This is a genomic window from Neobacillus cucumis, assembly GCF_002860255.1.
Classification (GTDB): Bacteria; Bacillota; Bacilli; order Bacillales; family Cytobacillaceae; genus Neobacillus; species Neobacillus cucumis_A.
On sequence record NZ_PGVE01000028.1, the window covers coordinates 71,846 to 98,210 of the forward strand.

At 39.1% G+C, this 26,365-nt stretch carries 33 protein-coding genes, 2 pseudogenes and 1 riboswitch; of the genes and pseudogenes, 7 read left to right on the plus strand and 28 right to left on the minus strand.

Features of this window, described 5'->3' with window-relative positions; genetic code table 11:
- Positions 1-24 precede the first annotated feature (24 nt).
- Positions 25-1,119 (plus strand): AbrB family transcriptional regulator, encoded by a 1,095-nt coding sequence (locus CVD27_RS05480; RefSeq protein ID WP_180960165.1) that lies wholly within the window; start codon positions 25-27, stop codon positions 1,117-1,119.
- 159 nt (positions 1,120-1,278) lie between these two features.
- On the opposite strand, the pseudogene clpP reads toward CVD27_RS05480, so the two are convergent.
- From clpP to CVD27_RS05495, 3 genes and pseudogenes are all read right to left on the minus strand, one after another.
- Positions 1,279-1,863: pseudogene (gene clpP, locus CVD27_RS05485) on the minus strand (ATP-dependent Clp endopeptidase proteolytic subunit ClpP); the annotation flags it as partial.
- Positions 1,864-1,889: 26 nt separating this feature from the next.
- Positions 1,890-2,591 carry a sigma-70 family RNA polymerase sigma factor gene (locus CVD27_RS05490; RefSeq protein WP_101646876.1) on the minus strand — a complete coding sequence of 234 codons (702 nt, stop codon included), beginning with the start codon at positions 2,589-2,591 and terminating at the stop codon, positions 1,890-1,892.
- A 102-nt stretch (positions 2,592-2,693) separates the two neighbouring features.
- Positions 2,694-2,834 carry a YrzI family small protein gene (locus tag CVD27_RS05495; protein ID WP_101646877.1) on the minus strand — a complete coding sequence of 47 codons (141 nt, stop codon included), beginning with the start codon at positions 2,832-2,834 and terminating at the stop codon, positions 2,694-2,696.
- A gap of 311 nt (positions 2,835-3,145) precedes the next feature.
- Between CVD27_RS05495 and CVD27_RS05500 the strand changes: the two genes are divergently transcribed.
- Positions 3,146-3,343 carry a hypothetical protein gene (locus tag CVD27_RS05500; RefSeq protein WP_101646878.1) on the plus strand — a complete coding sequence of 66 codons (198 nt, stop codon included), beginning with the start codon at positions 3,146-3,148 and terminating at the stop codon, positions 3,341-3,343.
- A 137-nt stretch (positions 3,344-3,480) separates the two neighbouring features.
- The gene (locus CVD27_RS28470; RefSeq protein ID WP_101646879.1) at positions 3,481-3,678 is read left to right on the plus strand and encodes a hypothetical protein; all 198 of its coding nucleotides are present in this window, start codon (positions 3,481-3,483) and stop codon (positions 3,676-3,678) included.
- A gap of 175 nt (positions 3,679-3,853) precedes the next feature.
- Here the strand turns inward: CVD27_RS28470 and CVD27_RS05510 are convergent, their stop codons facing one another.
- The 3 genes from CVD27_RS05510 to CVD27_RS05520 form a co-directional block, all read right to left on the minus strand.
- Positions 3,854-5,218, minus strand: coding sequence for an MATE family efflux transporter (locus CVD27_RS05510; protein ID WP_101646880.1), 1,365 nt, complete (start codon positions 5,216-5,218; stop codon positions 3,854-3,856).
- A 108-nt stretch (positions 5,219-5,326) separates the two neighbouring features.
- The gene (locus CVD27_RS05515) at positions 5,327-6,118 is read right to left on the minus strand and encodes a hypothetical protein (RefSeq protein ID WP_101646881.1); all 792 of its coding nucleotides are present in this window, start codon (positions 6,116-6,118) and stop codon (positions 5,327-5,329) included.
- Between the two features lie 143 nt (positions 6,119-6,261).
- Entirely contained in the window at positions 6,262-6,462 is a 201-nt protein-coding gene (locus tag CVD27_RS05520; protein ID WP_101646882.1) for a cold-shock protein, read from the minus strand.
- A 336-nt stretch (positions 6,463-6,798) separates the two neighbouring features.
- Here CVD27_RS05520 and CVD27_RS05525 point away from each other — a divergent pair, with 336 nt between their 5' ends.
- Together CVD27_RS05525 and CVD27_RS05530 are read left to right on the plus strand one after the other, a co-directional pair.
- Positions 6,799-8,043, plus strand: a complete 1,245-nt coding sequence (locus CVD27_RS05525; protein ID WP_101646883.1) for an MFS transporter — start codon at positions 6,799-6,801, stop codon at positions 8,041-8,043.
- 133 nt (positions 8,044-8,176) lie between these two features.
- Positions 8,177-8,923, plus strand: a complete 747-nt coding sequence (locus tag CVD27_RS05530; RefSeq protein WP_101646884.1) for a protein-glutamine gamma-glutamyltransferase — start codon at positions 8,177-8,179, stop codon at positions 8,921-8,923.
- Positions 8,924-8,996: 73 nt separating this feature from the next.
- Here CVD27_RS05530 and CVD27_RS05535 read toward each other — a convergent pair whose 3' ends face one another.
- The 10 genes from CVD27_RS05535 to CVD27_RS05580 all read right to left on the minus strand — a co-directional run bounded on the left by CVD27_RS05535 (position 8,997) and on the right by CVD27_RS05580 (position 16,810).
- The gene (locus tag CVD27_RS05535) at positions 8,997-10,004 is read right to left on the minus strand and encodes an ABC transporter substrate-binding protein (RefSeq protein WP_101646885.1); all 1,008 of its coding nucleotides are present in this window, start codon (positions 10,002-10,004) and stop codon (positions 8,997-8,999) included.
- Between the two features lie 19 nt (positions 10,005-10,023).
- Positions 10,024-10,797 carry an ABC transporter permease gene (locus tag CVD27_RS05540; protein ID WP_101646886.1) on the minus strand — a complete coding sequence of 258 codons (774 nt, stop codon included), beginning with the start codon at positions 10,795-10,797 and terminating at the stop codon, positions 10,024-10,026.
- Positions 10,784-11,524 carry an ABC transporter ATP-binding protein gene (locus CVD27_RS05545; RefSeq protein ID WP_101646887.1) on the minus strand — a complete coding sequence of 247 codons (741 nt, stop codon included), beginning with the start codon at positions 11,522-11,524 and terminating at the stop codon, positions 10,784-10,786. Before CVD27_RS05545 ends, CVD27_RS05540 begins: the two co-directional genes overlap by 14 nt.
- 7 nt (positions 11,525-11,531) lie before the next feature.
- Positions 11,532-12,203, minus strand: a complete 672-nt coding sequence (gene tenA, locus CVD27_RS05550) for a thiaminase II (RefSeq protein WP_101646888.1) — start codon at positions 12,201-12,203, stop codon at positions 11,532-11,534.
- A complete protein-coding gene (locus tag CVD27_RS05555) occupies positions 12,190-13,491 on the minus strand; it encodes an acetylornithine deacetylase (RefSeq protein WP_101646889.1) in 1,302 nt (433 codons plus the stop codon). The genes tenA and CVD27_RS05555 overlap by 14 nt, the downstream gene beginning before the upstream one ends.
- Before the next feature lie 17 nt (positions 13,492-13,508).
- Entirely contained in the window at positions 13,509-14,024 is a 516-nt protein-coding gene (gene thiW, locus CVD27_RS05560) for an energy coupling factor transporter S component ThiW (RefSeq protein WP_101646890.1), read from the minus strand.
- 5 nt (positions 14,025-14,029) lie between these two features.
- On the minus strand, positions 14,030-14,680 hold the full coding sequence (gene thiE, locus CVD27_RS05565; RefSeq protein ID WP_101646891.1) for a thiamine phosphate synthase: 651 nt from the start codon (positions 14,678-14,680) through the stop codon (positions 14,030-14,032).
- Positions 14,677-15,486 (minus strand): bifunctional hydroxymethylpyrimidine kinase/phosphomethylpyrimidine kinase, encoded by an 810-nt coding sequence (thiD, locus tag CVD27_RS05570; protein WP_101646892.1) that lies wholly within the window; start codon positions 15,484-15,486, stop codon positions 14,677-14,679. Before thiD ends, thiE begins: the two co-directional genes overlap by 4 nt.
- A 15-nt stretch (positions 15,487-15,501) precedes the next feature.
- Entirely contained in the window at positions 15,502-16,308 is an 807-nt protein-coding gene (gene thiM / locus CVD27_RS05575) for a hydroxyethylthiazole kinase (protein ID WP_101646893.1), read from the minus strand.
- Positions 16,309-16,393: 85 nt separating this feature from the next.
- A riboswitch (TPP riboswitch) is annotated at positions 16,394-16,504 on the minus strand.
- A 66-nt stretch (positions 16,505-16,570) separates the two neighbouring features.
- The gene (locus tag CVD27_RS05580) at positions 16,571-16,810 is read right to left on the minus strand and encodes a glutaredoxin family protein (protein WP_101646894.1); all 240 of its coding nucleotides are present in this window, start codon (positions 16,808-16,810) and stop codon (positions 16,571-16,573) included.
- Between the two features lie 396 nt (positions 16,811-17,206).
- Here CVD27_RS05580 and CVD27_RS28660 point away from each other — a divergent pair, with 396 nt between their 5' ends.
- Both CVD27_RS28660 and CVD27_RS05585 read left to right on the plus strand, forming a co-directional pair.
- On the plus strand, positions 17,207-17,335 hold the full coding sequence (locus tag CVD27_RS28660; RefSeq protein WP_257984276.1) for a hypothetical protein: 129 nt from the start codon (positions 17,207-17,209) through the stop codon (positions 17,333-17,335).
- A gap of 120 nt (positions 17,336-17,455) precedes the next feature.
- The gene (locus CVD27_RS05585) at positions 17,456-18,013 is read left to right on the plus strand and encodes a hypothetical protein (protein ID WP_101646895.1); all 558 of its coding nucleotides are present in this window, start codon (positions 17,456-17,458) and stop codon (positions 18,011-18,013) included.
- A 298-nt stretch (positions 18,014-18,311) separates the two neighbouring features.
- On the opposite strand, the pseudogene CVD27_RS28665 reads toward CVD27_RS05585, so the two are convergent.
- The 12 genes and pseudogenes from CVD27_RS28665 to CVD27_RS05645 form a co-directional block, all read right to left on the minus strand.
- Positions 18,312-18,599, minus strand: a pseudogene (locus CVD27_RS28665) (gas vesicle protein); the annotation flags it as partial.
- A 15-nt stretch (positions 18,600-18,614) separates the two neighbouring features.
- The gene (locus CVD27_RS05595; protein WP_257984277.1) at positions 18,615-18,878 is read right to left on the minus strand and encodes a gas vesicle protein K; all 264 of its coding nucleotides are present in this window, start codon (positions 18,876-18,878) and stop codon (positions 18,615-18,617) included.
- Positions 18,850-19,089, minus strand: a complete 240-nt coding sequence (locus tag CVD27_RS05600) for a gas vesicle protein (protein ID WP_257984278.1) — start codon at positions 19,087-19,089, stop codon at positions 18,850-18,852. Before CVD27_RS05600 ends, CVD27_RS05595 begins: the two co-directional genes overlap by 29 nt.
- Positions 19,089-19,919, minus strand: coding sequence for a GvpL/GvpF family gas vesicle protein (locus CVD27_RS05605; protein WP_101646899.1), 831 nt, complete (start codon positions 19,917-19,919; stop codon positions 19,089-19,091). Before CVD27_RS05605 ends, CVD27_RS05600 begins: the two co-directional genes overlap by 1 nt.
- A gap of 25 nt (positions 19,920-19,944) precedes the next feature.
- Positions 19,945-20,178, minus strand: coding sequence for a gas vesicle protein GvpG (locus tag CVD27_RS05610; RefSeq protein ID WP_101646900.1), 234 nt, complete (start codon positions 20,176-20,178; stop codon positions 19,945-19,947).
- Positions 20,175-20,921 (minus strand): GvpL/GvpF family gas vesicle protein, encoded by a 747-nt coding sequence (locus CVD27_RS05615; protein ID WP_101646901.1) that lies wholly within the window; start codon positions 20,919-20,921, stop codon positions 20,175-20,177. The genes CVD27_RS05610 and CVD27_RS05615 overlap by 4 nt, the downstream gene beginning before the upstream one ends.
- A complete protein-coding gene (gene gvpN, locus CVD27_RS05620) occupies positions 20,918-21,820 on the minus strand; it encodes a gas vesicle protein GvpN (RefSeq protein WP_180960166.1) in 903 nt (300 codons plus the stop codon). The genes CVD27_RS05615 and gvpN overlap by 4 nt, the downstream gene beginning before the upstream one ends.
- A 75-nt stretch (positions 21,821-21,895) precedes the next feature.
- Positions 21,896-22,168, minus strand: coding sequence for a gas vesicle structural protein GvpA (gene gvpA / locus CVD27_RS05625; RefSeq protein ID WP_101646903.1), 273 nt, complete (start codon positions 22,166-22,168; stop codon positions 21,896-21,898).
- 205 nt (positions 22,169-22,373) lie between these two features.
- On the minus strand, positions 22,374-23,246 hold the full coding sequence (galU, locus tag CVD27_RS05630) for a UTP--glucose-1-phosphate uridylyltransferase GalU (protein ID WP_101646904.1): 873 nt from the start codon (positions 23,244-23,246) through the stop codon (positions 22,374-22,376).
- A 121-nt stretch (positions 23,247-23,367) separates the two neighbouring features.
- Positions 23,368-24,150, minus strand: coding sequence for a HipA family kinase (locus CVD27_RS05635; protein ID WP_101646905.1), 783 nt, complete (start codon positions 24,148-24,150; stop codon positions 23,368-23,370).
- Complete coding sequence (locus tag CVD27_RS05640; RefSeq protein ID WP_101646906.1) at positions 24,147-25,247, minus strand: glycosyltransferase family 4 protein; 1,101 nt, start codon at positions 25,245-25,247, stop codon at positions 24,147-24,149. The genes CVD27_RS05635 and CVD27_RS05640 overlap by 4 nt, the downstream gene beginning before the upstream one ends.
- A complete protein-coding gene (locus tag CVD27_RS05645; RefSeq protein WP_101646907.1) occupies positions 25,248-26,216 on the minus strand; it encodes a hypothetical protein in 969 nt (322 codons plus the stop codon).
- Between the last annotated feature and the right edge of the window lie 149 nt (positions 26,217-26,365).

Here is a 26,365-nt window from a genome sequence, read left to right on the forward strand (position 1 = left end):
TTCTTGAAAAATTCATCGCAGAATTTGGAAAATAAATTACTTCGTTTTTCGATTACCTTCATTACAGCTGTGATTGGCGGTTTACTTTTCACTGTCTTGCATACACCGATTCCTTGGCTGCTCGGACCGATGGCTGCAGTATTAATCGGTGCCAGATTTTCAAAAGTCGCTTTTTATTGGCCTGTTGGGATTCGTGATACAGGCTTAATTGTTGTTGGCTACTCGATTGGGTTGTCCTTTACAAAAGAAGCGCTAGTACAAATACTCTCCAAATTGCCTTCGATGCTGCTTATGACAGTATTACTGGTCTGTTTTTGTGCAGCTATTGCGCTGGTAGTTTCCAAACTAACTGGAGTCGATTATCCAACCGTATTAACAGGAAGTATTCCTGGAGGACTTTCACAAATGATTATTTTTGCGGAAGAAATGAAAGGGATCGATATTACCACGGTGACTTTCCTTCAGGTGGCTCGTTTGATGATGATTATTTTTGTTGTCCCTTTTCTTATTTTGGGACCTTTATTTAATCATACTTCTCCTAGCTCTGGTTCTGCAGTTAATGTTGGCGACCAGGCCGTTCACTTTTCAGGTCCTGTATTTCCAAATGTGATTTTGTTAGCGATGATTTGTGTCTTTTGTGCTTTCTTGGCAAGAAAACTAAAATTTCCAACCCCTAATTTATTAGGACCCATCCTCGGGACTGCTATTGCGGGTATTTCGGGACTGCATGGACCTGCCGTGCCACCATCCATTTTGGATGTTTCACAGTTTATGATTGGTACATACATTGGTTTGCTGCTGAAGCCTGAAAAACTAGAAAATAAAGCGAAAGTTATTAGTCTGGCGTTTCTGAGCGGTCTATTCATGATTGCTGGGTCTGTCGGCTTGGGATTATTGCTCATTGTTTTCTACCATATCACGCCTTCGACTAGTTTACTGAGCTTGGCCCCTGGGGGAATGGATCAAATGGCCATCCTCGCTCATGAAGTGAATGCGGACTTATCCATGGTTACAGGCTTTCAACTATTCAGGCTCTTCTTTATCTACTTCGTTGTCCCTCCAATGCTGAGATTGTTCTTTAAGGTAGGAACAGGAAAAATGAAGAAGAAGCCTGCATAAAGACACGAATAGTGTCTTTTTTTATCCAAATTATTTTTTTAAAAATTACTGTGTATTTTAGTTAAATAACAAAAGGACCGATTTCTCGATCCAATGTAGGTTTTATTCAAATAAATAAAGCAATGCAAGATTTCATCCTTTGCATTGCTTTTTCAACAATCAAATTGGTTTTAATATTTCATCAATAATCCCATAGGCTTTAGCTTCTTCTGCACTCATAAAATAATCGCGGTCTGTATCCTTGGCTACTTTTTCTACCGGCTGGCCTGAACGCTCAGCGATGATTTGATTGATATGTTCTCTAAGCTTTAAAATACGGCGTGCAGAGATTTCGATTTCTGTCGCTTGCCCTCGCACACCACCCAATGGCTGATGGATCATAATTTCACTATTAGGCAGGGCAAAACGTTTCCCCTTGGTTCCTGCCAGGAGTAGCATAGCACCAAATGATGCAGCCATTCCTGTACATATCGTTCGTACATCAGGCTTAATAATCTGCATAGTATCGTAGATCGCAAATCCAGCTGTGGTTGAACCGCCCGGGCTGTTAATATAAAGAGAAATCTCTTTTTCTGGGTCGTCTGCGGCTAAAAATAATAATTGTGCAACGACACTGTTGGCAGTATGATCGGTAATTTCCTCCCCAATGATAATGATTCTGTCCTTTAACAGCCGGGAATAAATATCGTAGGAACGTTCTCCTCGATTGGATTGCTCAATTACATATGGTATTGTACTCATTTTTTTATCCTCCTTAAGCGATGATTAGGCTATGCAGCCATACAGAGAGTGCTTGAAGGAGACGGATAGCGGGTTTCCAGTAATTTTGAACTGAAATTAGGGACATTACTATTGGCCGTAATCGAAGGAATAGCTTCAATCAATACAGATGGGTCCTCTTCTTTCAATGCTTCATAAAAAATGTCGGTCATCTGCTCTTTTTCTTCCTCATTCCAAAACGATTCAACTGAAAAAGCCTCCTCTTCTTCTGTTGTTTTTTCCAGTCGTTTTTTTCCGCGATGAAGACTAGCCTTTACTGCTGATTCATTTGTACCAAGGATCTGAGCTATTTCCTTTAGCTGATATTGAAATGCTTCTTTTAATAAAAAGATGACGGCCTGCTTTGGTGTGAACTTTTGAATGAGCATTTCAACAGTATTGGTGACTTCTTCGAGCGATCTTGTTATTTCGTAATGGGACTGATCAAGATTTGGCTCGAATGTTTCATGTTTTCTTTTTCTAAGTTGATCTATCCAATGATGATAGGCAATTTTGTTTAACAGGGCGGTGCTTATCTGGTGCTGTGGATATTTTAGAGCCTTCAGATAGGTCTCCTGGGCAATGTCATCTCCCTCCCATTGGTTTTGGGCTAGAAAACGGCAATACTGTTGTAGTTTAGGATACTTTTCATTCCAGTGGTTCTCGTCATTTTTCGGGCCCGCTATACTGAATGGGTCTAGCTTAGCTGACATGAATTTCACTCCTTTTGCACTCTCTGTTCTATAAACGTTTCAAGAAGGTTAATAAGATACGGGTCAATGATATTTTTTTATTATATGTGAATTTTGGATGCTTCACATCATGTGATGAACGGTTATCTGCTTTTCTTTATTTTGCTGATACATTTTTTCCACGTATTCTTCTCTTTCAGCTTCTTCTAGGGTTTTCTTACGCTTATTGAAAGAAATGGTAAACATTAAGAGATTTATGGTCATTGTATTCCCCTCTTTCTCTTTTAGCTCTTTTTTTACTTTTAACGTTTGAATACGTGTTTAAGATACGGGGGAATGAACTAAATTTTATTGATCGAATTTGTAGTTTACATAATATTATTATGTAATATTCGAGAATATTAAAATAAAAAACTATAACGTTAATAAGGCTTGTATTTAATAACAATACATCCTACAATGGTTGTAGCATTATTTGAAATTAAATGGATTTATTTTGATGAAAATTAACCATGGATTATTTTTATCAGCCTGATATAATGCAAATTAAACAATACATGTTAAAGGTGGGCATTATGGAGAACACAAGTCGATATGTTGTCAACGCTCTTGGAAAAGGTGGCGAAACATATTATACTCTCTGTAAAGATAAACAAGAATTACAGAATTGGATCCACAACAATCGTGAAAAATTAGTTATGGATGAACTCATCATTAAGGATAAAAAACAAAGTTTATTCTCCAAATGGTTCGGCCTAAAAAAATTATATTAACCACAGACGCCATTCTCTAAAAAGAATGGCGTCTATTATTAATAATTTACTAAACTAATATTTAGTCATTTAATAATTTAACAATCAAATATCCGCATATAGATGAATATGGTATAATTTTCTAAGGGGGGTTCTTTTTGACGAATGGAGTAATGGAGAAAAAAGGACAATCTAAAACAGTTAATAATACTAATAATATCAGGGTCCATAATCGCTTCAGTTTGACGATTAATTTTGGTGATTCCTTGAATTTATTAGCTTTACTTGCAGGTGCATACATAATTAGAAGTGTTGTGAAGAAAAAAAAGGAAAAAAAGAAAGCAGAGAAAATGTAATGGGGCTCGTTTCCCCATTGCATTTTTTTGCTTTATTCATACCCGTTTCATCCATTTAACACATACAGAATTAACAAACTAGAAAATATTAAAAATGGTGTCAGGCACCATTAGTACCGCTCTCCTCATAAATAAGGTAGATAGGTAGCTAATGGTGCCTGACACCACGCTACTTCTATTGTTGTGCCGCTTCTACGGTAAATCTGTGCTTTTGGATGTGGATGAGCCGGATGGAGAGGCAGATTCCGGCGGCGAGTAAGCCTATGGTTAGTCCGATCCAATAGCCTCTAGCTCCTAGGCTCGTGAAATTGGCCAGCAGGTATCCGGTTGGCAAACAGATGAGCCAATAAGCGATGAGTGTCATGATGAAAGCTACATTAACATCCTTATACCCTCTTAATGCTGCCTGTGCCGTTGCCTGAATGGCATCTGAGATTTGGAAGAACAGCGCAAAGATTAAAAAATTAGCCGTTAGATTAATCACTGCTGATTCATTCGAATAAAGGCCTGCTACTTGATAGCGAAACGCAACAACCAACAACCCTGTTCCGATCGCTATTAAAACAGACACCCCAATTCCCAGCCAACTGTACTGTTTCGCATCCTTGTATCTCCGTGCCCCCACTTCAAACCCAACGAGAACGGTCAGTGCAGTTGAAATACTAATCGGAATCATGTAAATGAATGAGACAACATTTAAAGCCGACTGATAAGCAGCTATCGTCGTGACACTAAACTTGCTTAGGAGAATCGTAACAATCGCAAACACAGTCGTCTCGAAAAACACAGAAAGCCCCATCGGTACACCGATTTTTAAAATTTCCTTACACCGTTCCCAAGAAAACTCTCTTAAATTTGAAAAAATCCTGAAAGTAGAAAAAGGGTCCTGTTTCATAACAATAAAAATCGTCATGGCTAAAAACACCCAATCGGTGATGGCAGTTGCATAGCCAGCTCCTGCACCGCCAAGCTCTGGAAAACCGAACTTTCCAAAAATAAGGACGTAATTGAGGACTAAATTGATCGGTAAAGATAAAAGCATAATGATCATAATAACCCGTGTTTTACCCAAAGCATAAATAAAAGATCGTAAAACATTAAAAATAAATAATGGCAGTAACCCGTAACTAAGTCCAACCAAATAATCAAAGGCTGTTTCATGAACTCTTGGAGAAAGATCCATGTAATCTAAAATAGGATTTAAAAAGAAATAACCAAGTATAATAATTAGGATAGCTATAATTACTGATAGGTAGATCCCATTTTTAACAACAGTTGATACTTCCTCCTTCTTATTTTGTCCGAAGCGCTGTGCCGCAATCGGGGACACAGCAAGAAAAATCCCGCTTATTCCATTAAAGACTGGACTCCATATAGACGTACCGATTGCCACGCCCGCTAAATCCGAACTACTATATCGACCTGACATAATGGTATTAAAAAACACCATAGAAAACATGCCAAGTTGAGTAACTAAGATGGGGACTAACAAGACAAAGATTTGCTTCGTCTTTTCTTTAAGTGTAAAAGTTTGATTCATATTATTTATTACTCCTGTGAAAAATAAAAATCCGAAATTTCATTATACCGTACTTTGGGTTAATTTTCCTCATAATGTTATAAAAAAAATAGGGCCTCGATAGAAGTCCTATTTCTTATTTATTTTAGAAGGGTTGTTTATTTTATATAACACGGGCGTATCAATAATGAAATCCTCAGGAGCATCTTTGCCTTTTCCCATTTTTTTAGCAGCAACTTTCCCATCAAATTCAAGCAAATCTCCCGGAGCTAATTCAAATTTTTTCAATGTCTTACTGTGGCTGCACCAGGCTAGTCCTAATTCAATTGGATTTTCTTGAACGATTTGGACGTTTTCTAATACAACTACTTCATCATTTTCCTCATTAAATGGATTGTAGACTAAAGCAAATTGTTTAACGGCCGCTGTAAAATGTACCTTATCGGCAGGAAGCTCGATTTTTGGAGCCTTCTTCGTTTTAGGTTTCGGTTCTTTAGAAGGTTTCGCTGCCTTTTCCTTATTTGGCGCTTCTACAGGAGTGACCGTTTCTGTATTTATCGTTTTTGCCTCTTCCTCCAAGGTATCTTTTTCTTCAAGATTAATCAAGCTTTCCTTGCCAAAACTCCCCTTCTGCATTTCTTTTAAAAAAGCAGGATGGATACAGGTAAGATTTCCATCTTGGAATTCAATCACAAGCGTGTTAAATTCACCGGCATTCCCATAAGTTTCATAGCCTTTAAGGGTCACTAGACGCTGGTAGTTAAGTTCCTTATACCAAAACTCCTTTTTCGCTGTCGGCAGTCCCCACTCCTTAAGTTTTTCTTTAAAATGATCGTCGTCACGAAATGTATCATAGTCCCCTTTTGGCGGAATATATATAGTTATCTCAGACTGTTCTAATTGTGATCGCAGAATGGCCATGATGACAATTCCCTCCATTTGTATATGTATATTCTCTTGATTATAACATGGATATTCGAAAAAAATAATTATAGCTGCTGTGGGGTATCTGGGCGCAATAAAAAAAAGACTCTCAAACGAGAGTCTTTTCATACAGCCTGCAATTATAATTTACGAACGTTAGAAGCTTGTGGTCCACGTTGACCTTGTTCAACGTCGAAAGAAACTGATTGACCTTCGTCTAAAGATTTGAAGCCTTCGCCTTGGATTGCAGAGAAGTGAACGAATACATCGTCTCCACCTTCGCGCTCAATAAATCCGAAGCCTTTTTCTGCGTTAAACCATTTTACTTTACCTTGTTCCATGTGTGGTTCCTCCTGCTGTGTGCTGTGCACACAATTTGTTACTATCCTTGCTCAAATCTTCCAGACAAAAAGCAGTTTCACTTTAACGTTCTTTCCGACTCACAAAAATAATTCTTCCTAACTATAACAGAATTAATTGGATAAAGCAAATCCCTCTTCGTTATTTAGTAAGAAAGTCGGACTTTATACAGGAGTTTTGGAACATATATACATGCTTTTTTCAATATATTTAGTGTTTCTAAATTTTTAAAAAACATTTCAACTTTTACTATTAGATTGATAGCGTTTGATTGTATAATATCTAAGGAATTTAAAAAGAAATCTGGTGACCGACTTATGCGGACGTATAACGAAAAGGTAAGTATTTACCATGGAATGGTATCTACCATTGCGGTGAATCTTGCAAGTAACTATTTCCCTATCTTTGCCATCTCCATTCTGGGCGCCACCAATTATCAGGTTGGTTTAATTAGTTCTCTTCCTCCATTGGTTGCCCTAATCATGACGGTTCCGGCAGCTATTGTATTAAACCGGTTAGAATTACAAAAGAAAACGGTTGCCATGTCTGTTCTATGGGCAAGGATCCTATTTTTATTGTTGGCAGGGGTCGTTTTTATTCAATCCTCCTATCAAGCATGGACATTTTTGATTATCGTCGCATTAATGAACGTTCCTGGCACCATATCCAATATTGGCTGGCAAACCTTGATTAGTGGAATGATCCAAGAAAAACGGCGTGGAGCCTTTTTTAGTGATCGTAATCGACTATTAACGATTGTTGGGATGATTACTACATTAATCATTGGTGTCGTGATGAAGAATCAAACCCATCATGCCTCGGCTTATCAAATTTTGTTTTTCATTGCTTTCCTTTTTGGTTTGCTTGAAGTTTATTTCCTTCTGAAACATAGAGAGAAACCGCAAGAGAAATCAACTGGTCAACAAAAACACTCATCTATGGATTGGTCGATTTTTAAAGATCCAGGGTATAGGTGGTTTTTAATTACCGCTTTGTGCTTTAACTTTACGTGGCAAATGGCGTGGGGGTTATTTAATATTTATAATGTCAGATATGTGCATGCAACGATCCTTTGGATTAGTATATTTTCTGTTGCCAATCAGCTTGTACAGATTTTCTCTTTCCCTTTATGGAAGAAATGGGCCGAACAAAAATCTAACACCTTGGTTCTCGTTTGGGTGGCAATCGGGATGGCTACGGCTCCGGTTTTAAATATCGTGTCCACGAATGTTATCTATATTACCTTTGTTTCGATGACATCTGGATTTTTTGTATCGGGAACTACGCTGTTATTGTTCAATCTATTGTTGGAACAATCGCCGGAAGATAAGAGAACGTATTGCATTACCACTTATAATGTTCTTCTATCCTTTGTTGCTTTTGTAGCCCCGCAAGTTGGCATTTGGCTTTTAGAAATATCCGACATGGGTTTATCAATGGAAATCAGCTCCATCTTACGTTGTGTAAGTGCCTTTGTCTTCTTTCTCATGTACATTAAATTTATGAAGAATAAAAATTTTACTAGTTATCGACCAAACAAAAAGACGTCCCCTTCAGCTTAAAGCGATGGGGCGTTTTTTTGTTTGTAAACGTGAAAAGTTGTGGTAAATAACAGTAAATTTGTTTTACAGGCAAATATATTTTTAAAAGATTCATATTTTAGAAGGAGTGGATATTCGTATTCGGGAGGGTCCAATGATTAAAATTAATCATCAGGTTGTTGAGCCAAAAGACCTTAAGGGAATCACTAACCCAGAAAAGAGTAATATTATTAAATTAATGGCCGAGTATCATTCAACGTTTGAATATCTAACGATAAATCAGCTAGAATTCGAACTCCTTTTTCGTACCAATACCATGAAGGCAGCACGCGAGCTTAACAAAAGCGGGGCAAAGTTTACGACCTTCACTTATGCGTTTTGTAATAAAACCTATTGGAATCGGTTAAGTAATGGAGGGTTCTTGTTAAAGCCGACGATGAGTCCATCAGTTGCTATTTTAGACATTTTAAAAAATGGAAAGCTTTATGCCTTTGAATGTTCTACTGGTATTGCCATAGTTTTATATCTTGCTGCGCTTTATTCGATTGGGCGCCAACAGTTTGATGTATTATTTGACGGGCTTTATTTAATGGATTGGCAATTTGATGAAGATCTACCCATTTATCAAGTGTATGAGGATGATTTTCTGCCTGGAGATGTATTGCATTTTAATAACCCTGATTTTGATCCAAAACAACCACATTGGCGTGCCGAAAACGTCGTTTATTTTGGCGATGACAGGTACTATGGTCATGGGGTTGGCATCCAAAACGCCGCCAACATCATCAATTTCCTTAACAAAAAAAGAAGACCGAATTCTAAGAATTCGGCTTACCTCATGCGGTTGATAACAAGACCACAGTATAAATCTTTTTTAAGATCATCAGAGTATTTTCGGTGACAGGCACCGCCCGTGGACAGTGTCCACGGGTGGTGCCTGTCACCTTTTCTAACTTTACTATTCTTATTACACCTTAAAAGTTAATAAATGCGTCTTCTGCTTTGACGTTTTCTTTGATAACCTTGTTTTCTTTTAACCACGCTGCTACCTGGTTCCAAGTTTGTGGATCTTGGTAGCCGAATGCTTTATCTTTTGCGTCCATTAGAGGCAATAGGATCTGTAAGCTCTTTGTCTCAATGTCCTTCTCTAATGGGGAAGATTTGTCCTCATGCTTTAGTAAAACGGACAAGCCCTCTTCTGGGTGGTCCTGAACATATTTCTGGCCCTTTCCAATGGCCGTCATAAACTTCTTAAATACCGCAGGCTTTGCTTTTAATCCCTTCTCACTGCCCACCAATACTAATTCATAGTAATCCGGAACACCATAATCTGCGGGATTTAAAGTACGCATTGGATGGCCCTCTTTATCCAGCAATAATTTTTCATGGTTAATATAACCGCCAATAAGGGCATTTGTTTTCTTTGTTGCCATTGCCGGAATTAAGTCCCAGCCAACGTCAACCATTTTAATTTTAGACGGGTCTCCTCCATCAGACTTTACCATCGATTGGACAATTGCCTCGTCTAGTGGAATCGATGGATAACCAATCGTTTTTCCAGCTAAGTCCTTAGGTGATTTGATTGAACTATCTTCAGGAACCATTAATTGATTAAGCGGATGACGTACAATTGCGCCGAAAGATTGAACAGGAATATTTTCCCCACGTGCGACAAGTACCTGTGGTTGATAGCTGAGTGCCATATCAATTTGGTTCGCAGCCACAAGCTTTAACGGGTCATTAGTATCTGCAGGCATCTGAATATCTACATCCAAGCCCTGTTCTTTAAAATAGCCCTTTTCCTGTGCAACATAAAGGAAAGAGTGAACAGCATTTGGATACCAATCTAGCATTAAGCTCACTTTTTCAAGCTTCTTATCACCGCCTGTTGTGTTCTTCTCAGTTGTCTTTTCGTTGTTTTTCCCGCAAGCACTTAAAATAAGCAACATAAAGCTTAGCAGGATTAATGCAGTTTTCTTCATTGATTTTTTTCTTCCTCTCTTAGATGTGATATTTATTTTTCAATAATTGTTTTTCTAGGAAACTAATTAGTAAGAACAGAACAATCCCAAGTAAAGATAATAGAAAAATGGCAGCAAACACAGCATCGGCCTGTAAGCTTCCCGACATCCGGCGGCTAAAATACCCTAGACCTTCACTTGCACCAAGCCATTCCCCAATCGTTGCCCCAACAACACAATAAACAACCGACATTTTTAAACCAGACAAAAACGACGGCAGAGCAAGCGGGATCTGTATTTTTTTAAAAATCGTCCATCGGTTGGCCCCCATGGTTAAAAGCAACTCCCGGTACTCGTTTCCACCGGATTTTAACCCATCATAAGTGCTAACTACAATGGGAAAGAACGCCGTTAAGATGGTAACAGCAATCTTGCTCCATATAGAATAACCGAACCACATAATAAAAATCGGTGAAATCGCGATCAGCGGGATCGTTTGTGAAATAACAAGGAAGGGATAAAGGACCTTTTCTAACGAACGAGAAAAGTGCATACCCACTCCTAAAAGAGTACCAGCAGTTACTGAAATCACAAATCCAATCACGACCTCTTTCAGCGTGGCTGGCAAATGCTCTTCAAACAGAAGTTCGCTGTTGTCCATTAATGAGTTCCATATTGCTGAAGGTGATGGTAAAATAAAAGCGGGAATGATTCCGTGATTGACAACCCATTGCCAGATGCTGACCAGGAGAATCACGACGATTAGAAACAATCCGTAGTCACTGGTCCATTTTTTAATTCTAGTTGTTTTCATGTTGAATCAGCCACTCCAGTTCTTTTCTCATCCTGATAAAATCCTCTTGGTAGATTAGTTCTGAACTTCTCGGTCTCGGCAGATTAACCTTCCATTCCTTTATCCCATCCGCTTTAAGCACATAAATCCTGTCGCTGAGCAAAATGGCTTCCTCTAGATCATGGGTGATAAACAGGACCGTCTTTTGTAATTCGCCCCACAAGCCTAATAACCAGCTGTGCATGTTCCGTTTCGTCATTGAGTCAAGTGCACCAAACGGTTCATCTAATAATAATAAATCTTTCCCTGTCATCAGAGTTCTTAAAAAAGCTACACGCTGCCGCATTCCTCCTGACAGCTCATTGGGAAAAGAATGTTCGTAGGCTGCCAGTCCAAAGCGGTCCAGCCACTCGCGCACTTCTGATAACTTCGCTTTCTTATTTTCCTTCGAAACCTCGATTGGAAGTAAGACATTGTCTAAAACCGTTCTCCAGGGTAAAAGCAAATCCTTTTGCGGCATATAGCCAACACTGCCTAATCTTTTACCCGTTACTTTACCGCCATTGATTAGGATTTCTCCCTGATCAGGTTCGAGTAATCCGGTGACCAACTTAAAAAGTGTGCTTTTTCCAGAACCACTAGACCCTATGATGGAAACAAATTCTCCTGTTTTCACGTCAAGTGAGATTTTTTCAAAAATTGATTTTCCCACACCAAACGTATATGATAGTTCGTTAATCTGTAACATGGATGAATTAGACAGGCCACTCGCCCCCCTGGTATACCATATCCCAGAACATATATTCAAAGCGAGATGTCGTAAGGAAATGTTCTTCTAGGATTGTTAACTCCCATTCAGGCTTTCCTTCTGTCAATTGATCTAATAAATTAATCAGCCACTCCGCCAGGGAACCAAATTCATCAGAGGAGTACATGGTTACCCACTCACCATATAGATAGTGACTGCTAGCACCTTGATAGTCTCTTGCTAACACCTTGCCAATTTCCCAATAGCTCCACATACACGGCAATAACGCTGAAATCAATTCCTCAAGCGAACCATTTTGTGCAACATTTAACATATAACGTGTATAGGCTAAATTAATGGGCGTTGGTTTCGTTTCTTCCAGCTGTTCATTCGTAATTCCAAACCTTTCAGCATACTGGCGATGTAGATCCATTTCTCCATGTAAGGTCTCATGAAGAAGTTTCGCAAAGGCAGCCATTGTTTCAATATCTCTTGCTTTTACCGTTCCAAAAGCAAACAGCTTTGAATAATCGATTAAAAACACGTAATCTTGTTTCATATAGCGAATAAATGATTCAACTGGAAGATCCCCTTTCCCCATCCCGACAACAAATGGATGCTGATGGGTTTTCTCCCAGATGTCACTTACCTTTTGAAAAAGCCGCTCAGAAAATTTCATGCTGATTTTCCCCTCTCTTCGTGTTGCACCATTCAGCAATAAAGACAGCTATTACTTTTGTAAAATCGAGCAGCTGCTGTATTTCCAGCTTTTCATTTACTGCATGTGCATCTTCTAACTTTCCAGGTCCAAAAATGGCAGTCGGAATCCCAGCACGTCCGAGCCAGCCTGCGTCTGTTACAGTTGTAGACATGCCGACTACCGGCTCTTGTCCTACCATTTTTTCAAAGGAGGTTGTTAAAAGCTTTGTTGCAGGGTGCTCCGGATCGATTTCTAGTGAAGGAAAAATTTCACCCCGGTCGACGATCATTGATTTTCCTCCCCAAATAAACTGTGGAGGATTGTCTCTAAGCCATGGATCAGCAGCAGCAACCGCATTGATATGCTGCTCAATTTCTTTAATAACTGCTTCGTAATCTTCATTCGGGTAAAAATGAACCGTAACCCATAATGCACAGCGATCCGCTATAAAAGCCGCATGCCGTCCTCCCTCAATAACCGCAGGATTAATCGTATTGGTACCGTGTGGAAAACCTTCATAGTTTTTGGTCACTGCCCAGTGGCGCTCCAACTCCTGAAGACCTGAGATAACTTTCATCATTTTCTCAATCGCACTGGCCCCTTTTACCCCGCCGCCGGCATGAATTATTTTCCGGCGGATTCCATCATGAAACGTTTCTTTACTTTCCACAATGATCCAGCCAGTAATCACACCGCCTTGGCCTTGGATATGTAAGTCGCTGGTATCAACCACTAAAGCATAGTCCCCACGATAGCCCCGCTCAACACAGGCCTGTGTCCCCGCTTCACCAACCTCTTCTCCTATAACCGATTGAAATTGAAGGTCTCCTTGAAAGGTGACCCCTAGTTCTTTTAATAGTTTAATTGCGAATAGGGAGGCGGCAATTCCAGCCTTCATATCCGCAACCCCTCGTCCATAAATGTGAGCATCCTTTAGATAGGCTTCAAATGGGGATGAACTCCATTCTTTAGCATCTCCAACCTCGGCTACATCAACATGTCCATTGATAATTAAACTATTAAATTGATCTGAAGATTGACCGTGTAAAATGCCGACCACATTTGGGTCACCAGGGTATACATCCCATTTATCGGTCGTAAACCCTAATTCTTCGAGATATCCCTTAATAAATTCCTGAACACCGTTTGTATTACGGGCGGGAGGGCTCACGGTTGGAAAGGCAACCAGCTTGGATAGTAACTCAAGCAACTCCCCTTTTCGTGCCTCTATCTCATTGGTTAGTTTCCCCATTAATTCCTCTTTCATTTTCACACACCCACTGATTAGTTTTTAATAGCTGGTGATTTGCTCTCATCCATCACTACTACTTTCTTTCGTAAAAATACAACTAATACCACAAAGCCAAGCAGCGCCCCCGCAAAAGAGCTGAAGATAAATAACGGAATAAATCCAAATAAGGTTGCTTTTTGTCCTAGAATCAGTGTAGCAATTGGATAGGATAAAAGTGCACCAAGAATCCCCGTTCCGATTACTTCACCGGCAAATGCCAGGTAGATCTTTTTGGTTTTTAAAAATAAAAGAGAGGCAAGTAAGGCACCAACCATACTGCCAGGAAAAGCAAAAATGGAACCTGTTCCCATTAAGTTTCGGATCAATGACACACAAAAGGCCTGGGCAACAGCATAATAAGGCCCTAACAACACAGCGGATAAAACGTTTAAAAAATGCTGCATTGGGAATACCTTAGTAAACCCTATGGGTATGGCTACCACATTACTAGTAATGGTACCAATGGCAATCATCATGGCGCTTAGTGTCAGCTTATACGTTTTATTCATGTTTTTTAGCCCTCCACTGTCTCAACATTATTTTTCAATGCCTTCGCTGCTTCCAGTGGGGAGTCTGCGTGACTGATGGCCGTTATCACCGAAACACCATCTGCACCTGCCTTTACGACTGCTGCTGCGTTTTCGCTAGTAATTCCGCCGATTCCTACGATTGGAATGGTAAAACCTTGTTCACGGAGAATTTCTATGAGCTCTGTTCCCCTGACTGGCTTGGCGTCATCCTTCGTGCTTGTAGGATAAATGGGGCCAATTCCAAAATAATCGGCGCCAGCATGAAGTGCCGTCTCTGCTTCTTCTATAGTATGGACAGAAACACCAAGAATTTTATTGTCTCCAATTCTTTCTCGTACGACATTTACTGGCTCATCTTCTTGCCCTATATGTACACCGTCAGCACCTAATTCGATTGCCAGCTCAATGTCATCATTTACGATGAATGGAATTTGATGTTCTCTGCAGATGCTCTGCAGTTGTCTTGCAAGGTCGTACTTTTCAGCTCCAGTTAAAGCATTCTTCCCTTTTTCGCGGAATTGAAAAATGGTCACACCGCCAGCAATTGCTTCATTTAATACATCGGCAGGCTCTTTTAAGCAGTTGGGGCTGCCCATGATAAAATAAACCTTTAAAGCTTCACTCAAGTTTTTCATCGATTTCCGAACTCCCTTCTTCTGCGGAAAGCTCCATGGTTTGTCGGTCCGTGCCCGTGACCCACATCAATTCCGTCCTCGATTGCCGCTTGTATAAACTCCTTCGCTGTTAAGACCGCATCATAAATAGATGATCCTTTTGCCAGTTCAGCCGTTAGGGCTGCTGAGAAGGTACATCCGGTCCCGTGTGTATTTTTCGTAGGAATTCGTTGGTTTGTAAAAGTATGAAACTCCGAACCATCGAATAGTAAATCCGTAGACTCAGACTCATCTTCATCATGACCGCCTTTAATTACAACCGTTTGAACGCCTAGTTCAACCAGTTTTAAGGCTGCTTCCTTTTTATCCTCATGGCTCCTAATCGTCAAACCTGTTAAAACCTCTGCCTCAGGTATATTCGGTGTTATTACCTTCGCGAGTGGTATTAAGTGGGTTTTCATGGCAGAAATGGCTTCCTGTAGTAATAACGAGGCACCGCCTTTGGCAATCATCACAGGATCTACAACAAGATTCTCCCATCTATATTTGCGGATTTGCTCTGAAACAGCTTCAATGATGTCCGAGCTAAACAGCATCCCTGTTTTGACCGCATTCGTCCCGATATCTTCCCCGATTGCCTGAATTTGTTGTACAACCGCTTCCGGTGTCATCGGGTAAACCCCATGAACCCCTAATGTGTTTTGGGCAGTCACTGCCGTAATAGCGGACATACCGAAGACTTCTAATTCTTGAAATGTCTTCAAATCAGCCTGAATTCCGGCACCGCCGCCGCTGTCTGATCCGGCAATCGTTAATGCTTTATTCATCTTAGTAAACCTCCGTTAGATCTTTTTAATAGAAACATTGGCCGTAATGTCTTCTTCTGTTACTAGTGCTAGTTGATTTAAAAATTCAATTTGGAAACTGCCCGGACCCGCTTCAGCTGTTTTCTTTGCAGCTTTTTCCGCAGCTACTCCGTAATAGGCTAAAGCAGCAACCGCTGCACGAAGCACATCCTTTTCCACTCCAGCAAAGGCACCGATGACAGACGTTAATAAACAGCCTGTGCCTGTTACTTTCGTTAAAATGGGATGTCCCCCTGAAACAACATAAGTCGTTTCACCGTCTGATACGATATCCTCTTTTCCGGTTATTGCAATTACGCTGCCAGTTTCTCGGGCTGCCTTGATGGCAAGTTCAACGGTGTTTCCGTTTCCTGCACCAGCATCAACACCTTTAATTTCCCATTTCTCACCAATCACATTCGCAATCTCAGCGGCATTTCCTCGAACCACGGAAACCTTGACTTCACTCATAATTTTGTGAGCAGTATCGGTTCGATATGGTGTTGCCCCTGCTCCCACGGGATCAAAAATAACAGGAACACCTTGTTCATTCGCTGCTTTCCCTGCGATCACCATACTGTAGACATTTTGGGCATTTAACGTACCAATATTCAACACTAGCGCACTAGCAATCCTTGCCATATCCGCTACTTCTTCACTGGCATATGCCATGACGGGTGATGCCCCCAAGGCAAGCAGACCATTGGCGGTGAAATTTGTTACAACAACATTGGTTATATTATGTACAAGCGGGCTAACCTCTCTTACCTTCTGTAATGTTTCAAATACGTCATTCTTTTCCATCCTAAACTCCTCATTTCTTTTTATAAAATAAAAAAACCAGACCCCAAAAATGGACCTGGTTAGTTATGTTTGCGTAACAAAAAAATATTTCACTTAACTACTTTCCTACGCTGGTATTACCCAGAATCAGGTCCAAAGGGTTAAAAACTGAATCGCTTTCTCTCAGCCTGAATACAGGGCACCCCTAGTAGATCTTCGTTTATTAAATTACCCTCATATTAACTCTAATTTTCGACAATGTAAAGAAATTTAGTTTGACATCCTAACGTTTTGCGAGATCAATAATCTCCTTCAGTTCATTGGTAAATCCCTTTACTGCCCGGTTCTCAAGCACTGTAACGGGAACGCCAAGGTAACCATATTGTTCGACTTCTTTTTGGAAAGAAGGATTCTTTGAAATATCCCTAATCTCAAAAGGAATACCTTCTTCGGTTAGTACCTTCTTCACCATGGTACATTCGATGCAATCGTTAGTGGTATAGACTATCACATTTTTATTCATTGGTTTCTCCTTTATTTAAAAAAGATATGCTATACCTCTATGGTATCACCAAAAGGAAAAATGCCAAAGGAATACATCTTCTGACCGTTCAACATAAAGTACGTTACCTTCACTATATAATACATCTTTCAAACTGTTGAATCCTCGTGAATACTGCGTTTTATTCCTCGGGAAAGCGCATAAACAGACATTTCTCGCGGTTTTCTGTCGGACAGTGAAGTTATTTTTAGAAAAAAAATAATTTAAATCGTTCTCTTGTAGCTCATATCTAACAGGTTAGTCCGCCTATTTTTAAATTATCGTGATATAAGTTTATGCTTGTCCGCTATTTTTGAATAGGATATATCTTGTAAGGGGCCCCTTAACAACCGTGCAGTAAAGAAGGGGGGGATTAGCTTGATTAATCTTGCAACTTTTCTAGTTGTTTTAGTTTTATTAGTTGCTGCGTTATTAGCAAGTTTACTTGGTGTGGATCAAGCACCTATTGTAGCAGCTATTTGCTCAACAATTGGCTGCAGCATGTAATGACCCCTAGATAGGTCGATCCTATCAAGAATTACCTGATAAAAAGATTTCAGAATCTAGAAGGTTATAAGCAATTTAAATAACCTTCTAGATTTTTAAAATAGTAAAGGTGGTTAAAAAATGAGTGAAAATCATCAAGAGTCTTTTGAAAAAACTATGGGAAGTTCAATTGATAAGGACTCAATTATGAATCTGGCAAACAACCTTATAAAAGATGAAAACACATTTGATATGGGGTCGATAATGCGGATGGCAACGAATCTATTAAAGGATGAAAAGCTTTTAAAGGATTTTGGAAAACTTAAACAGAATGCCTCAATGAACTTACCAATAGTTGATGAGAGCAAATTATTACCAGCAAATAAAAAAGTATCGGCACAAGCAGTGGCCCCCGAAAAAGTTTTAGATGTCCAAGAAGAACTTTCTAACCATTTTTCAGCCATGAAAGAAGAATACTTTAAACAGTTTGCGGTTATTCAAACAGAACTTTCTAATGATATTTCAGCTATCGAAACTATTCTTGCTAACCTTTTTTCAGCCATGAAAGAAGAATTCACTAAGCAATTCCTGGAAATCCATGCAGAACTGACCGATTTAAAAGTTCAAAATGAAAAACTAGTAGAGCAAATTTCATACATCCAAAATAACTTTAAAATAAAGAAGAAGAAAAATAAGTAAACAATCTGTACTAATTTTTATCATTTGTAAGCCTTGAGTAATCAAGGTTTTTATTTTACTACTTAAAAATATAGCGCTGAAGCCACTTCCAAAAAAAGCTTCTCCTGTTTTACTTTTTTTTCCTTTTGTGCTTCTTTTTTTGTTTTCCTTTTTCATCGATTTTGGAATTTTTAGCAGTTACGCTCTGTCCTTCATGGTTAAGCATTACTTTTTCTTCAGCAGTCTCGAGCAATACTTTTTCATTAGGTTGTTTTTTTTCTTCAGAAACTTCCAGTAATAACTTTTCTTGAGGCAATGCTTTTGCCTCTACAAGTTCTTCTAACCGGTTCATTCTTTCAAGTAGAATAGCGTTCTCTTTTTCTGCGATTTTGCCTTTTGAAGAATAATAAGGATCATTTTCCCACCAATCCATCCCTATTTCTCTTGCCTTGTCAACTGAGGCAACCAACAGCCTTATTTTAATCGTTAACAAGTCTACATCCGCCAGCGCTATTTTAATATCACCAGCGATGACAACACCTTTATCTAATATCTTTTCTAATACTTCCAGTAAATTGGATGATTGTGAGTGATGTTGAATGGGCATAAACGCTCTCTCCTCTCAAAGAAGTTTCCCAAGTGGCCCGAGTTCAATATTTAATTCTTCATTTTCCAAACCAAAATTGATTTTTAATTCTTCCATCTTTTCTTCAAGTCTCATTAAAGTTAATCCCAGTTCCTCAATTTGTTCATCTGATAAGGAATCACTTTCGACTCTTCGCATTGCCTGTCGTTCCATCAGCTGACGGAGCAATTCAATAATGGTTAGGACTAATTTCGCTAACCCTTGCTCCACATTACCTGGTTCCAGCGGTAATCGCTCCATGTTCGATTGCCTCCCCGCTTGTTCTGCTCTCATAATTTCCAAAGGCACTTTCAATCGATGAAATAAGCAGTTTTAAATCGATAACAATTAAATCAATATTGGCAATAGAGATCAAAATTTCCCCTCTTACCACAACGCCTGTATCAATGATTCCATCCAAGAGGTCTAATAGGGTCATTTCTTTGTTTTCAAGCAGTTGATACTCCTGCATCACAAGGTCTCCTTCACAGTTTTTGAAAAATGATAAGGAGGCCATGGGCCGGTGAGTTGAAACGTGCAGCCAAATTCTTCGTATATTAGTCTTAGCTCTTGAATCTTATGAAAAAAACGAGGAGCTGCCTCTATTTCAACAAGGAAATCACAGTTTACCATCATGTCATCTGTACGCTCAGTTACTTCTCTGCTCCAAATTTTTCGATAATTAGCGGCAGTTACATATGGAGTTAATTCATTATTAATCTCTTGCCACCATTTGGCTTGCTCTAGTTCAACTTGCGAAGCAATCAACTGTTCGAGCTTTTTTTTCATGATAAACTGCTTACCTTTTGGCATGGATGGAATTTTTTCTTTTAACTCTACAACTGGAGGATGATGGAATTGGATATGGGATAATGTTTTTTCCTTATTACTGTAAATTTTCACATTCCACTCTTGTTGACCCTTTAAGCTTAGCAATTTATCGAAAAGGTCCGAATATTGTTCATGAAGGACGACTTCTAAATTATCGATATTTTGAAAAACGGTGCAAAAAGACATTGGGAGAACTGTAAAATGCTTATGGATTACTGATATCATCTCATGGTGGTGAAAGGCCTTCTCTTTCAGCCATTCTGGATCCTTCAACTGCAAATCAATTTGTTGTTGCGAAAAGCTATCGGCGTTTACGGGGGTAATAATGGCAGCTAGTTCTTTATGGATTTTAATCTTAATAAGTTCCCCATCGATCCCCATAATAGAAGGAACCTCTGAATCTTGAAGTTCCTCTGCTAAAATGACCCCATACAAATATAAATAATCGGGAACAATCCTTGTAGAAGCCATATTGTCTCCTCCTAAAATACAATCTTTAGTCCATATTTTGTTCGCTTTCTTTCGCTATCTTATATCTCCTTAGCAGTTCCTTTTCTTGCTCTTCGTATGTTTCCTCGTCAATTTCGCCTAGTTCATACATCATATGCAATTCTACTAATTGCTGCTGCAGATAAGGTAAATTGTACATTTCTTGGTCAACTTCTTCTTGAATTTTTTCCCCCAGTTTGATTAAGGAACGGATCGGCAGAGTAAATAATTTATGAATCATATTTTCCCTTCTATCCTTAAGCGAATATTGACAAAATTATAGGCAGGCCATGGGCCGGAATATTTAAATTCCACTTGTTCCTTCCACAATTCATATAAATCATTCACCTTTTGATCAAATACGTCTTCTTTATTTCGATCAATTAAAAATGCTGCATTTAAGACTACTTTTCCTGGAATTGTATTATTTTGCTTCCCAGCCTCAGCTAACTCCAATAATGGACGATAGATTTCTTCCTCCACTTTCCTCTCTATTCCTAAAACAAGGTTTTGCGCACGTTCCCCTAAATGAATTTGGTCATAAAAAGTGGCCGGATTATCAATGTCCTTATTACCTGCTTTCCATTCACTTAGAATGGGGTCTTCTTTGGTTAATCGATCCATCCAGTCTTGTTTCGCAATAATCTTTAATCCAACCTCGATTTTATTTTCTAATTGTAATAATAGCTTTTCAAATTCCTGTTGTAGATGTTTTGCGATTAGCAGAGCATCTCTCTCTGAATGAAAGACATTTCCAAAACTCATTGGTATGACGGTGTAATGTTGCATTACTTTTGAAATGGTTTGCTGGTGCGCAAATAGGTTTTTTCGGTCTGGTAATACTTCATCGGTTACTTTTGTAACCACCATAGCGGTGTCTTGGTGATGAATTGTATAAATTTCATTTTCTTGTCCGTTTATAGTCACCTTGCCAAATTTCTGCCGATTCTTTTCCGGAATGACACAAAAAACATACACACTCATGGGTGCTTCTCCTTTCTAACCAATTTTTTTAAAATGAACTCCTCCACCTCACCCCGGCTCAACTCCGGAAATATTTGATTTACCGGCCGTGTTAACACATCAAGACAAAGCCTTTGGTAATGTTTATCTTCCGAAATGATGGGGATATTCATTTTTTTGGCAACAGAGGCGATCATGATGGAAGCCCTTAAACTAGGACAGGTTTCTTTTCCATATGACCTTAAAATAGATACAAGTCTAACAATCTCTTTAGCTTGAAGTTGATTAACACCCGTTTTTTGTCTTATGATTTCAATCTCTGTTTCTTTATCACAATAATCTACATCAATTGTGATTAATCGGTCCAAAAGTGCATCTTGTGTATGAAAGGTACCCGCATATTCATCAGGATTACTCGTAAATATGATCGTAAAGTCTGGGTGGCATTTGATGAACGATTCTTTCCCCTTCCCGTAAATAGGAAGTACCTTCTCCTCTAATAATGATAAAAATATATTATTCGTTTCTGGGCGGGAACGTGAGAACTCATCATAAATTACTACATGTCCTTTTTTAACAGCCTCGATCAGTTGACCTTGAACCCAGTTTTGTTTCACTTCTTGTTCTGTTTTATATACAGAATGGATATAATTATCGATTACTTCCTTCTTAGTAAATCCCGAATAATGACCGATCAAATCATGATTAGAGAGTTCATGGTGACCTCGGATGATCGTAACCGGTTTGTTTAATAGTGAGGCAATATACTGAGCAATACTGGTTTTCCCAACTCCGGAAGGGCCTACAAAATGCACCGGATATCCCGCTTTCAGGTAGCGGAGCGATCGTTTAATAATGTCCTCAAAAAATGCCGTTTTCACAAATCCGCCTGTCTCATTTGCTTTCCTTGGCTGATTCAACATCCTTCCTCCTTTACAATTTTCATAAGATGAGCCAAGGCAGTGCTCTGCCTTGGCTCCTACTAAAGACACTATTTAAAGTGCAGCCTCTAACCCTGTCTCTTCTCCATGATGATGGTGATCATCATGATGGTCGTGATGATGATGATGTTTCAACAGACCTACGGCTTTTGCGTATTTTAACCATGTCTCAACACTTGCGATAACAATACGAGCATCAATTGTCAGCAATTCAATACCAACCAACGAAACACGAGCCCACAAATCAATTACAACACCTTTATCCAGAATACGGTCAATAACTTCAGCTAAGCTTGAGGAGTCCACACTTTTTTGAATAGCAGCCATAATTAATATCCCTCCTTCCATTCATTGCAACTAAATAGGACTTTCCTTTTCTCCACTTTTTCTTTTAAGCGAGTAATACCCAGCCCTAATCAGCTACATAAATTCTTCGAATAAACGAATTACAATATTATATGAAACAAGTAGAAACTTGGATTAGACAAGTTCTTCACTATTGCCAATTGGACAACCCAGTTTATGGTGCCTGTCACCCATTTACTATTTTTTCTAAATGAGTTAGAATTTCTTGTCGAATGTCGGGGCGGTTTAGGGCGTGGTCGAGGGTTGCTTTGATGTAGCCAATTTTATCTCCGATGTCATAGCGGGTGCCTTGGAAGTTGTAGGCTAGTACAGCATGCTGTTTATTTAATTCGTTGATTGCATCGGTTAGTTGCAGTTCGCTTCCATGTCCATGTGGAAGCTGCTCAAGGAGGGTAAAAATTTCAGGAACTAATACATAACGACCCATGACTGCGTATCTTGAAGGGGCCTCATCAATTGTTGGCTTTTCTACCAACGAGTCTATGGTAAGGAGGTTTGTCTCTATTAATGCCGCCCGTGGACTAATGATTCCATATTTATCAACCTCTTGTTCCGGAACGGTTTGAATCGCTACAACCGAACTATTATAATACTCAAAAATATTCATTAGCTGCTTTAAACATGGAACATCTGAGGTAACTATATCATCCCCCAGCATGACCGCAAACGGTTCATCTCCCACAATATTTTTGGCACATAAAATAGCGTCACCTAACCCGTTCGGTTCTTTTTGTCGTACATAATAAATTTTTGCAAGATTAGAGATTTTCTGAACCTCTGCCAACATGTCCAGATTATTTTTTTTGAACAGTGTATCCTCAAGCTCATATGATTTATCAAAGTGATCCTCAATTGACCGTTTTCCCCTGCCGGTTATGATGATGATTTCCTCAATCCCCGACGCTACTGCCTCTTCAACAATATATTGAATAGTAGGTTTGTCAACAATCGGCAGCATTTCCTTCGGTAATGCTTTCGTTGCAGGTAAAAAACGAGTCCCGAGACCAGCCGCTGGTATAATGGCCTTTCGGATTTTCATAATCTGCCTCCTTCCTTAAAATTTCTTACTCTTGTATATGCAATTAGACAGCCCTAAGTCACACAAGCTGCCTAGTTGTTTTCAATTTATCTTTTATAGAAAATCAATTCTAGTTTTCTATTTATCTGCTATCACTCTTGTTATGCAATGGACGGTAAACCTTTTTTATGAACCTTTGCATTAACTCAGGGAGAATTTTCCTGCGTCTAGTCACCAAGGTTGTGACGATGGCCTTCTTTTCCTCCGGTGTAACCATCCATTCATCCGGGATAACAGATACAATTTCTTCTATTAAATAGATCGGCATGGTTTGAATGAGTTCAAAATACTCATAAAAACTTTGCTCATCACGTATGTTTTGTGCCATGATTTGGTGCGTAGCACTCTTAAACACCTCTACTGGCAGATCCTCCAAATCGGTACGGAGCCAGCTGAACGTACCAAAAATCTCCGCCTGATCAATCATCCACAAAAAATGACTGTCATCCTCTGCTTCCTTTAATAAGATATTTTTTCGTGTCCGATCCTGATTACATAGCCAATAGTCTAGTATAATAATTCCAGCTAATGGTTGATGATTTAAAATAATTGGGTCTTGTTCTACTTGATGTCCATTTTTACAATCCTTCACATATAAAGAAGCGAATTGATATTGAGTAAAAGAAGAATTAGCAAGTTCAGGCTCACGCGAAGAAAACTCGGGAGGAATTTCAACTATCCGGGCAAAAGGAATAGGCAGTCCTAAATAGCGGGCCAAACAGTATCCAATCCACTCATTTGGAAGAGTTTTTTCCATACCGGGTTGGAAAAATTTCACGACGTAGTCTTTTCCATCATTAAACGAGATTAAATGAGCATTTGATTTTCCTTCTAGCTTTGTCAAAATACGAACTGGTTCAATCATTGTTCAATCACCCTATTATTATTGGTGAGTTTTTTTAATAAGTGGATATACTCATCTGCGACTTTTTCAATCGCAAAATTTTCCTGAACCCGTTCAATAGATGCTTGAGACATTTCCTGATGTTTGATTGGATCATCCACAATGTTATAAATCTGACGGACAGCATCATCCACATTTTGCCCCCGATAAAGACCGCCCGTCACCCCATCAACTACTAATTCCGTTACTGGCATCATTTTAGAAGCTACAACCGGAACGCCGCAAATCATCGATTCGATAAACGTATTACCAAAGGATTCTGTCTTGGTTGTTGCAAGTGTACAGCCTCCCGATTGCCGGATTTTTGCATACATATGAGGCATTTGTTGATATGGGATGACCGGAAACCATTTAATGATGTCAGTTAGCTGCTCTTCTTCCCAAGCAGTCTTAAACTCTTCACGCTGAACACTTTGTGCCCCGCCAATGACCCAGATTTCCAGATCACTGCGTACAGCTTTTATTTTTTTGGCGATTTCTATCATCATCTGCCAGTTTTTGCGTTTGTCTAATCGGCCAATCCAGCCGATCACTTTTTTATTTTTGGGAAGAAGTGGAGCGGCATTGAAATCAATTTCTTCAGACGAGAGCGCTCGGAAAAAAGATGTGTCGACTCCGTTGTATATCACTTGGATTGGGATTTCATCTGTAAGAATAGAGACTAAACGTTTTTGGTAATTGGAGGGGACAACAATTAATTTAGGATGAATTCCTTTAAATGATTTTAAATGTGGTGTCAGTTTGATAAGTTCTGGGGTTCTGGCTTCAATAATAACGGGACCTTTATATTTAGCCTTACGTATCCATTTATATGCCGCACTCGTATCAACCACTATGATGGCATCGTAGTTATTCTTTTTAATGATTTTAATAATCTTTTCTTCATCCTTAGTTAAATACACAGTGGCCACATCCTGCATGATATGAAGACCGCCATGGTCTGTAGTATAGAGGAATTCTGTTTCAATTCCATGCTTTTTAAAGTAAATCGAGCGATTTCTCCAGCCAGCGTTAACACCGCCAACGGTTAAAAGCCGCCAGATTACGAGCACCTTCATTTAACTATGTCTCCTCTTCCTATTATCACGTCGGGAGGAACTTCTATGAGATCTTTCTCCTTCATAACGTTTCCTATCAGAATCACGGCGGCTTGATCCAGAGTAGCGGCTGCCAGAATAGCCTTTAGAACTTCCTCGTCTTTCACGGTAATCCCAATACTCATCCACTTTTTTCATCACTTTTTCAGGCTTTGCTCCGCGGGCAATCATAACCTTAATCCACTCTTCCTTGAATACCTTTTTCACTAACCCTTCTAATTGTTTTACGTATTTTTCCTCATCGTCTGTTGTGATCAATTGATTGCTAATCTCTCTTAATTTTTCTTTATCATTTTCCGGGAGCGCGTGTTCTGTAATATATCTGGCCAATTCTTCCATTTGAATATAGTGCTGCCATTCTTCATATACTTCGGGAGCCATCTCTTGAACATGCTTTAAAAATATTTCTTTATTCTCTTCCCCTAGAGAGGTTAATAATTTACGCGGGTATGGGTAAACACGGTCACGCCAAACAGTTCTTGCCACGTCTATGACCTTTAAATTCCCTTCAGGCTGTATAAAAATTTGCCTTTTGTGATGGTCAATCCGCTCATAGCCAATGGCTTTAAACGTAATTAACATCTCTATTAATTTATAAGAAAGTTCCGGTGTTAGCGGCTGTGATTGTAAATATTCACGTAAATCAATACCTTTAATTATGTCCATTGCTATATAACGCTTTCCTTTAGCATGAATCTTCGGGAAGAGATCTGTGTGCTGTCCTAGAGATAGAGCGTAATGTTCCCGTTCACAATCTTCTTCATTGCCAAATACCTTTACGCAAATATCATCTGTTACTTTAAAGACCGCCCCTTGCCGTCCTTTCCCAAGCATCTCTAATGGAGAATTATTTTCCACTTCAACATCAGCATTTTCTAGATTGTTAACTTTAATATCCTTAATCCACTTTTTTAATTGTTCAGTATCCACTTTTTTCCTCCTAACATTAATAATCTTACCAGCCATTATCAACCTTATTTATCTAAAGCTGGTATGTAAGTTAAAACTTTTTATACACATTTAGGTGCTTGTCTAATAAACGTTTCCATTTAGTTAGTCAAAACCAAAATCTAAACTTT

Coding starts and splice junctions, on each gene's coding strand:
- CVD27_RS05490 (WP_101646876.1), bottom strand. CDS start 2,591: ATGTCAGCTAAGCTAGACCCATTCAGTATAGCGGGCCCGAAAAATGAC.
- CVD27_RS05495 (WP_101646877.1), bottom strand. CDS start 2,834: ATGACCATAAATCTCTTAATGTTTACCATTTCTTTCAATAAGCGTAAG.
- CVD27_RS05500 (WP_101646878.1), top strand. CDS start 3,146: ATGGAGAACACAAGTCGATATGTTGTCAACGCTCTTGGAAAAGGTGGC.
- CVD27_RS05510 (WP_101646880.1), bottom strand. CDS start 5,218: ATGAATCAAACTTTTACACTTAAAGAAAAGACGAAGCAAATCTTTGTC.
- CVD27_RS05515 (WP_101646881.1), bottom strand. CDS start 6,118: ATGGCCATTCTGCGATCACAATTAGAACAGTCTGAGATAACTATATAT.
- CVD27_RS05520 (WP_101646882.1), bottom strand. CDS start 6,462: ATGGAACAAGGTAAAGTAAAATGGTTTAACGCAGAAAAAGGCTTCGGA.
- CVD27_RS05525 (WP_101646883.1), top strand. CDS start 6,799: ATGCGGACGTATAACGAAAAGGTAAGTATTTACCATGGAATGGTATCT.
- CVD27_RS05530 (WP_101646884.1), top strand. CDS start 8,177: ATGATTAAAATTAATCATCAGGTTGTTGAGCCAAAAGACCTTAAGGGA.
- CVD27_RS05535 (WP_101646885.1), bottom strand. CDS start 10,004: ATGAAGAAAACTGCATTAATCCTGCTAAGCTTTATGTTGCTTATTTTA.
- CVD27_RS05540 (WP_101646886.1), bottom strand. CDS start 10,797: ATGAAAACAACTAGAATTAAAAAATGGACCAGTGACTACGGATTGTTT.
- CVD27_RS05545 (WP_101646887.1), bottom strand. CDS start 11,524: ATGTTACAGATTAACGAACTATCATATACGTTTGGTGTGGGAAAATCA.
- tenA (WP_101646888.1), bottom strand. CDS start 12,203: ATGAAATTTTCTGAGCGGCTTTTTCAAAAGGTAAGTGACATCTGGGAG.
- CVD27_RS05555 (WP_101646889.1), bottom strand. CDS start 13,491: ATGAAAGAGGAATTAATGGGGAAACTAACCAATGAGATAGAGGCACGA.
- thiW (WP_101646890.1), bottom strand. CDS start 14,024: ATGAATAAAACGTATAAGCTGACACTAAGCGCCATGATGATTGCCATT.
- thiE (WP_101646891.1), bottom strand. CDS start 14,680: ATGAAAAACTTGAGTGAAGCTTTAAAGGTTTATTTTATCATGGGCAGC.
- thiD (WP_101646892.1), bottom strand. CDS start 15,486: ATGAATAAAGCATTAACGATTGCCGGATCAGACAGCGGCGGCGGTGCC.
- thiM (WP_101646893.1), bottom strand. CDS start 16,308: ATGGAAAAGAATGACGTATTTGAAACATTACAGAAGGTAAGAGAGGTT.
- CVD27_RS05580 (WP_101646894.1), bottom strand. CDS start 16,810: ATGAATAAAAATGTGATAGTCTATACCACTAACGATTGCATCGAATGT.
- CVD27_RS05585 (WP_101646895.1), top strand. CDS start 17,456: ATGAGTGAAAATCATCAAGAGTCTTTTGAAAAAACTATGGGAAGTTCA.
- CVD27_RS05595 (WP_257984277.1), bottom strand. CDS start 18,878: ATGGAGCGATTACCGCTGGAACCAGGTAATGTGGAGCAAGGGTTAGCG.
- CVD27_RS05600 (WP_257984278.1), bottom strand. CDS start 19,089: ATGCAGGAGTATCAACTGCTTGAAAACAAAGAAATGACCCTATTAGAC.
- CVD27_RS05605 (WP_101646899.1), bottom strand. CDS start 19,919: ATGGCTTCTACAAGGATTGTTCCCGATTATTTATATTTGTATGGGGTC.
- CVD27_RS05610 (WP_101646900.1), bottom strand. CDS start 20,178: ATGATTCATAAATTATTTACTCTGCCGATCCGTTCCTTAATCAAACTG.
- CVD27_RS05615 (WP_101646901.1), bottom strand. CDS start 20,921: ATGAGTGTGTATGTTTTTTGTGTCATTCCGGAAAAGAATCGGCAGAAA.
- gvpA (WP_101646903.1), bottom strand. CDS start 22,168: ATGGCTGCTATTCAAAAAAGTGTGGACTCCTCAAGCTTAGCTGAAGTT.
- galU (WP_101646904.1), bottom strand. CDS start 23,246: ATGAAAATCCGAAAGGCCATTATACCAGCGGCTGGTCTCGGGACTCGT.
- CVD27_RS05635 (WP_101646905.1), bottom strand. CDS start 24,150: ATGATTGAACCAGTTCGTATTTTGACAAAGCTAGAAGGAAAATCAAAT.
- CVD27_RS05640 (WP_101646906.1), bottom strand. CDS start 25,247: ATGAAGGTGCTCGTAATCTGGCGGCTTTTAACCGTTGGCGGTGTTAAC.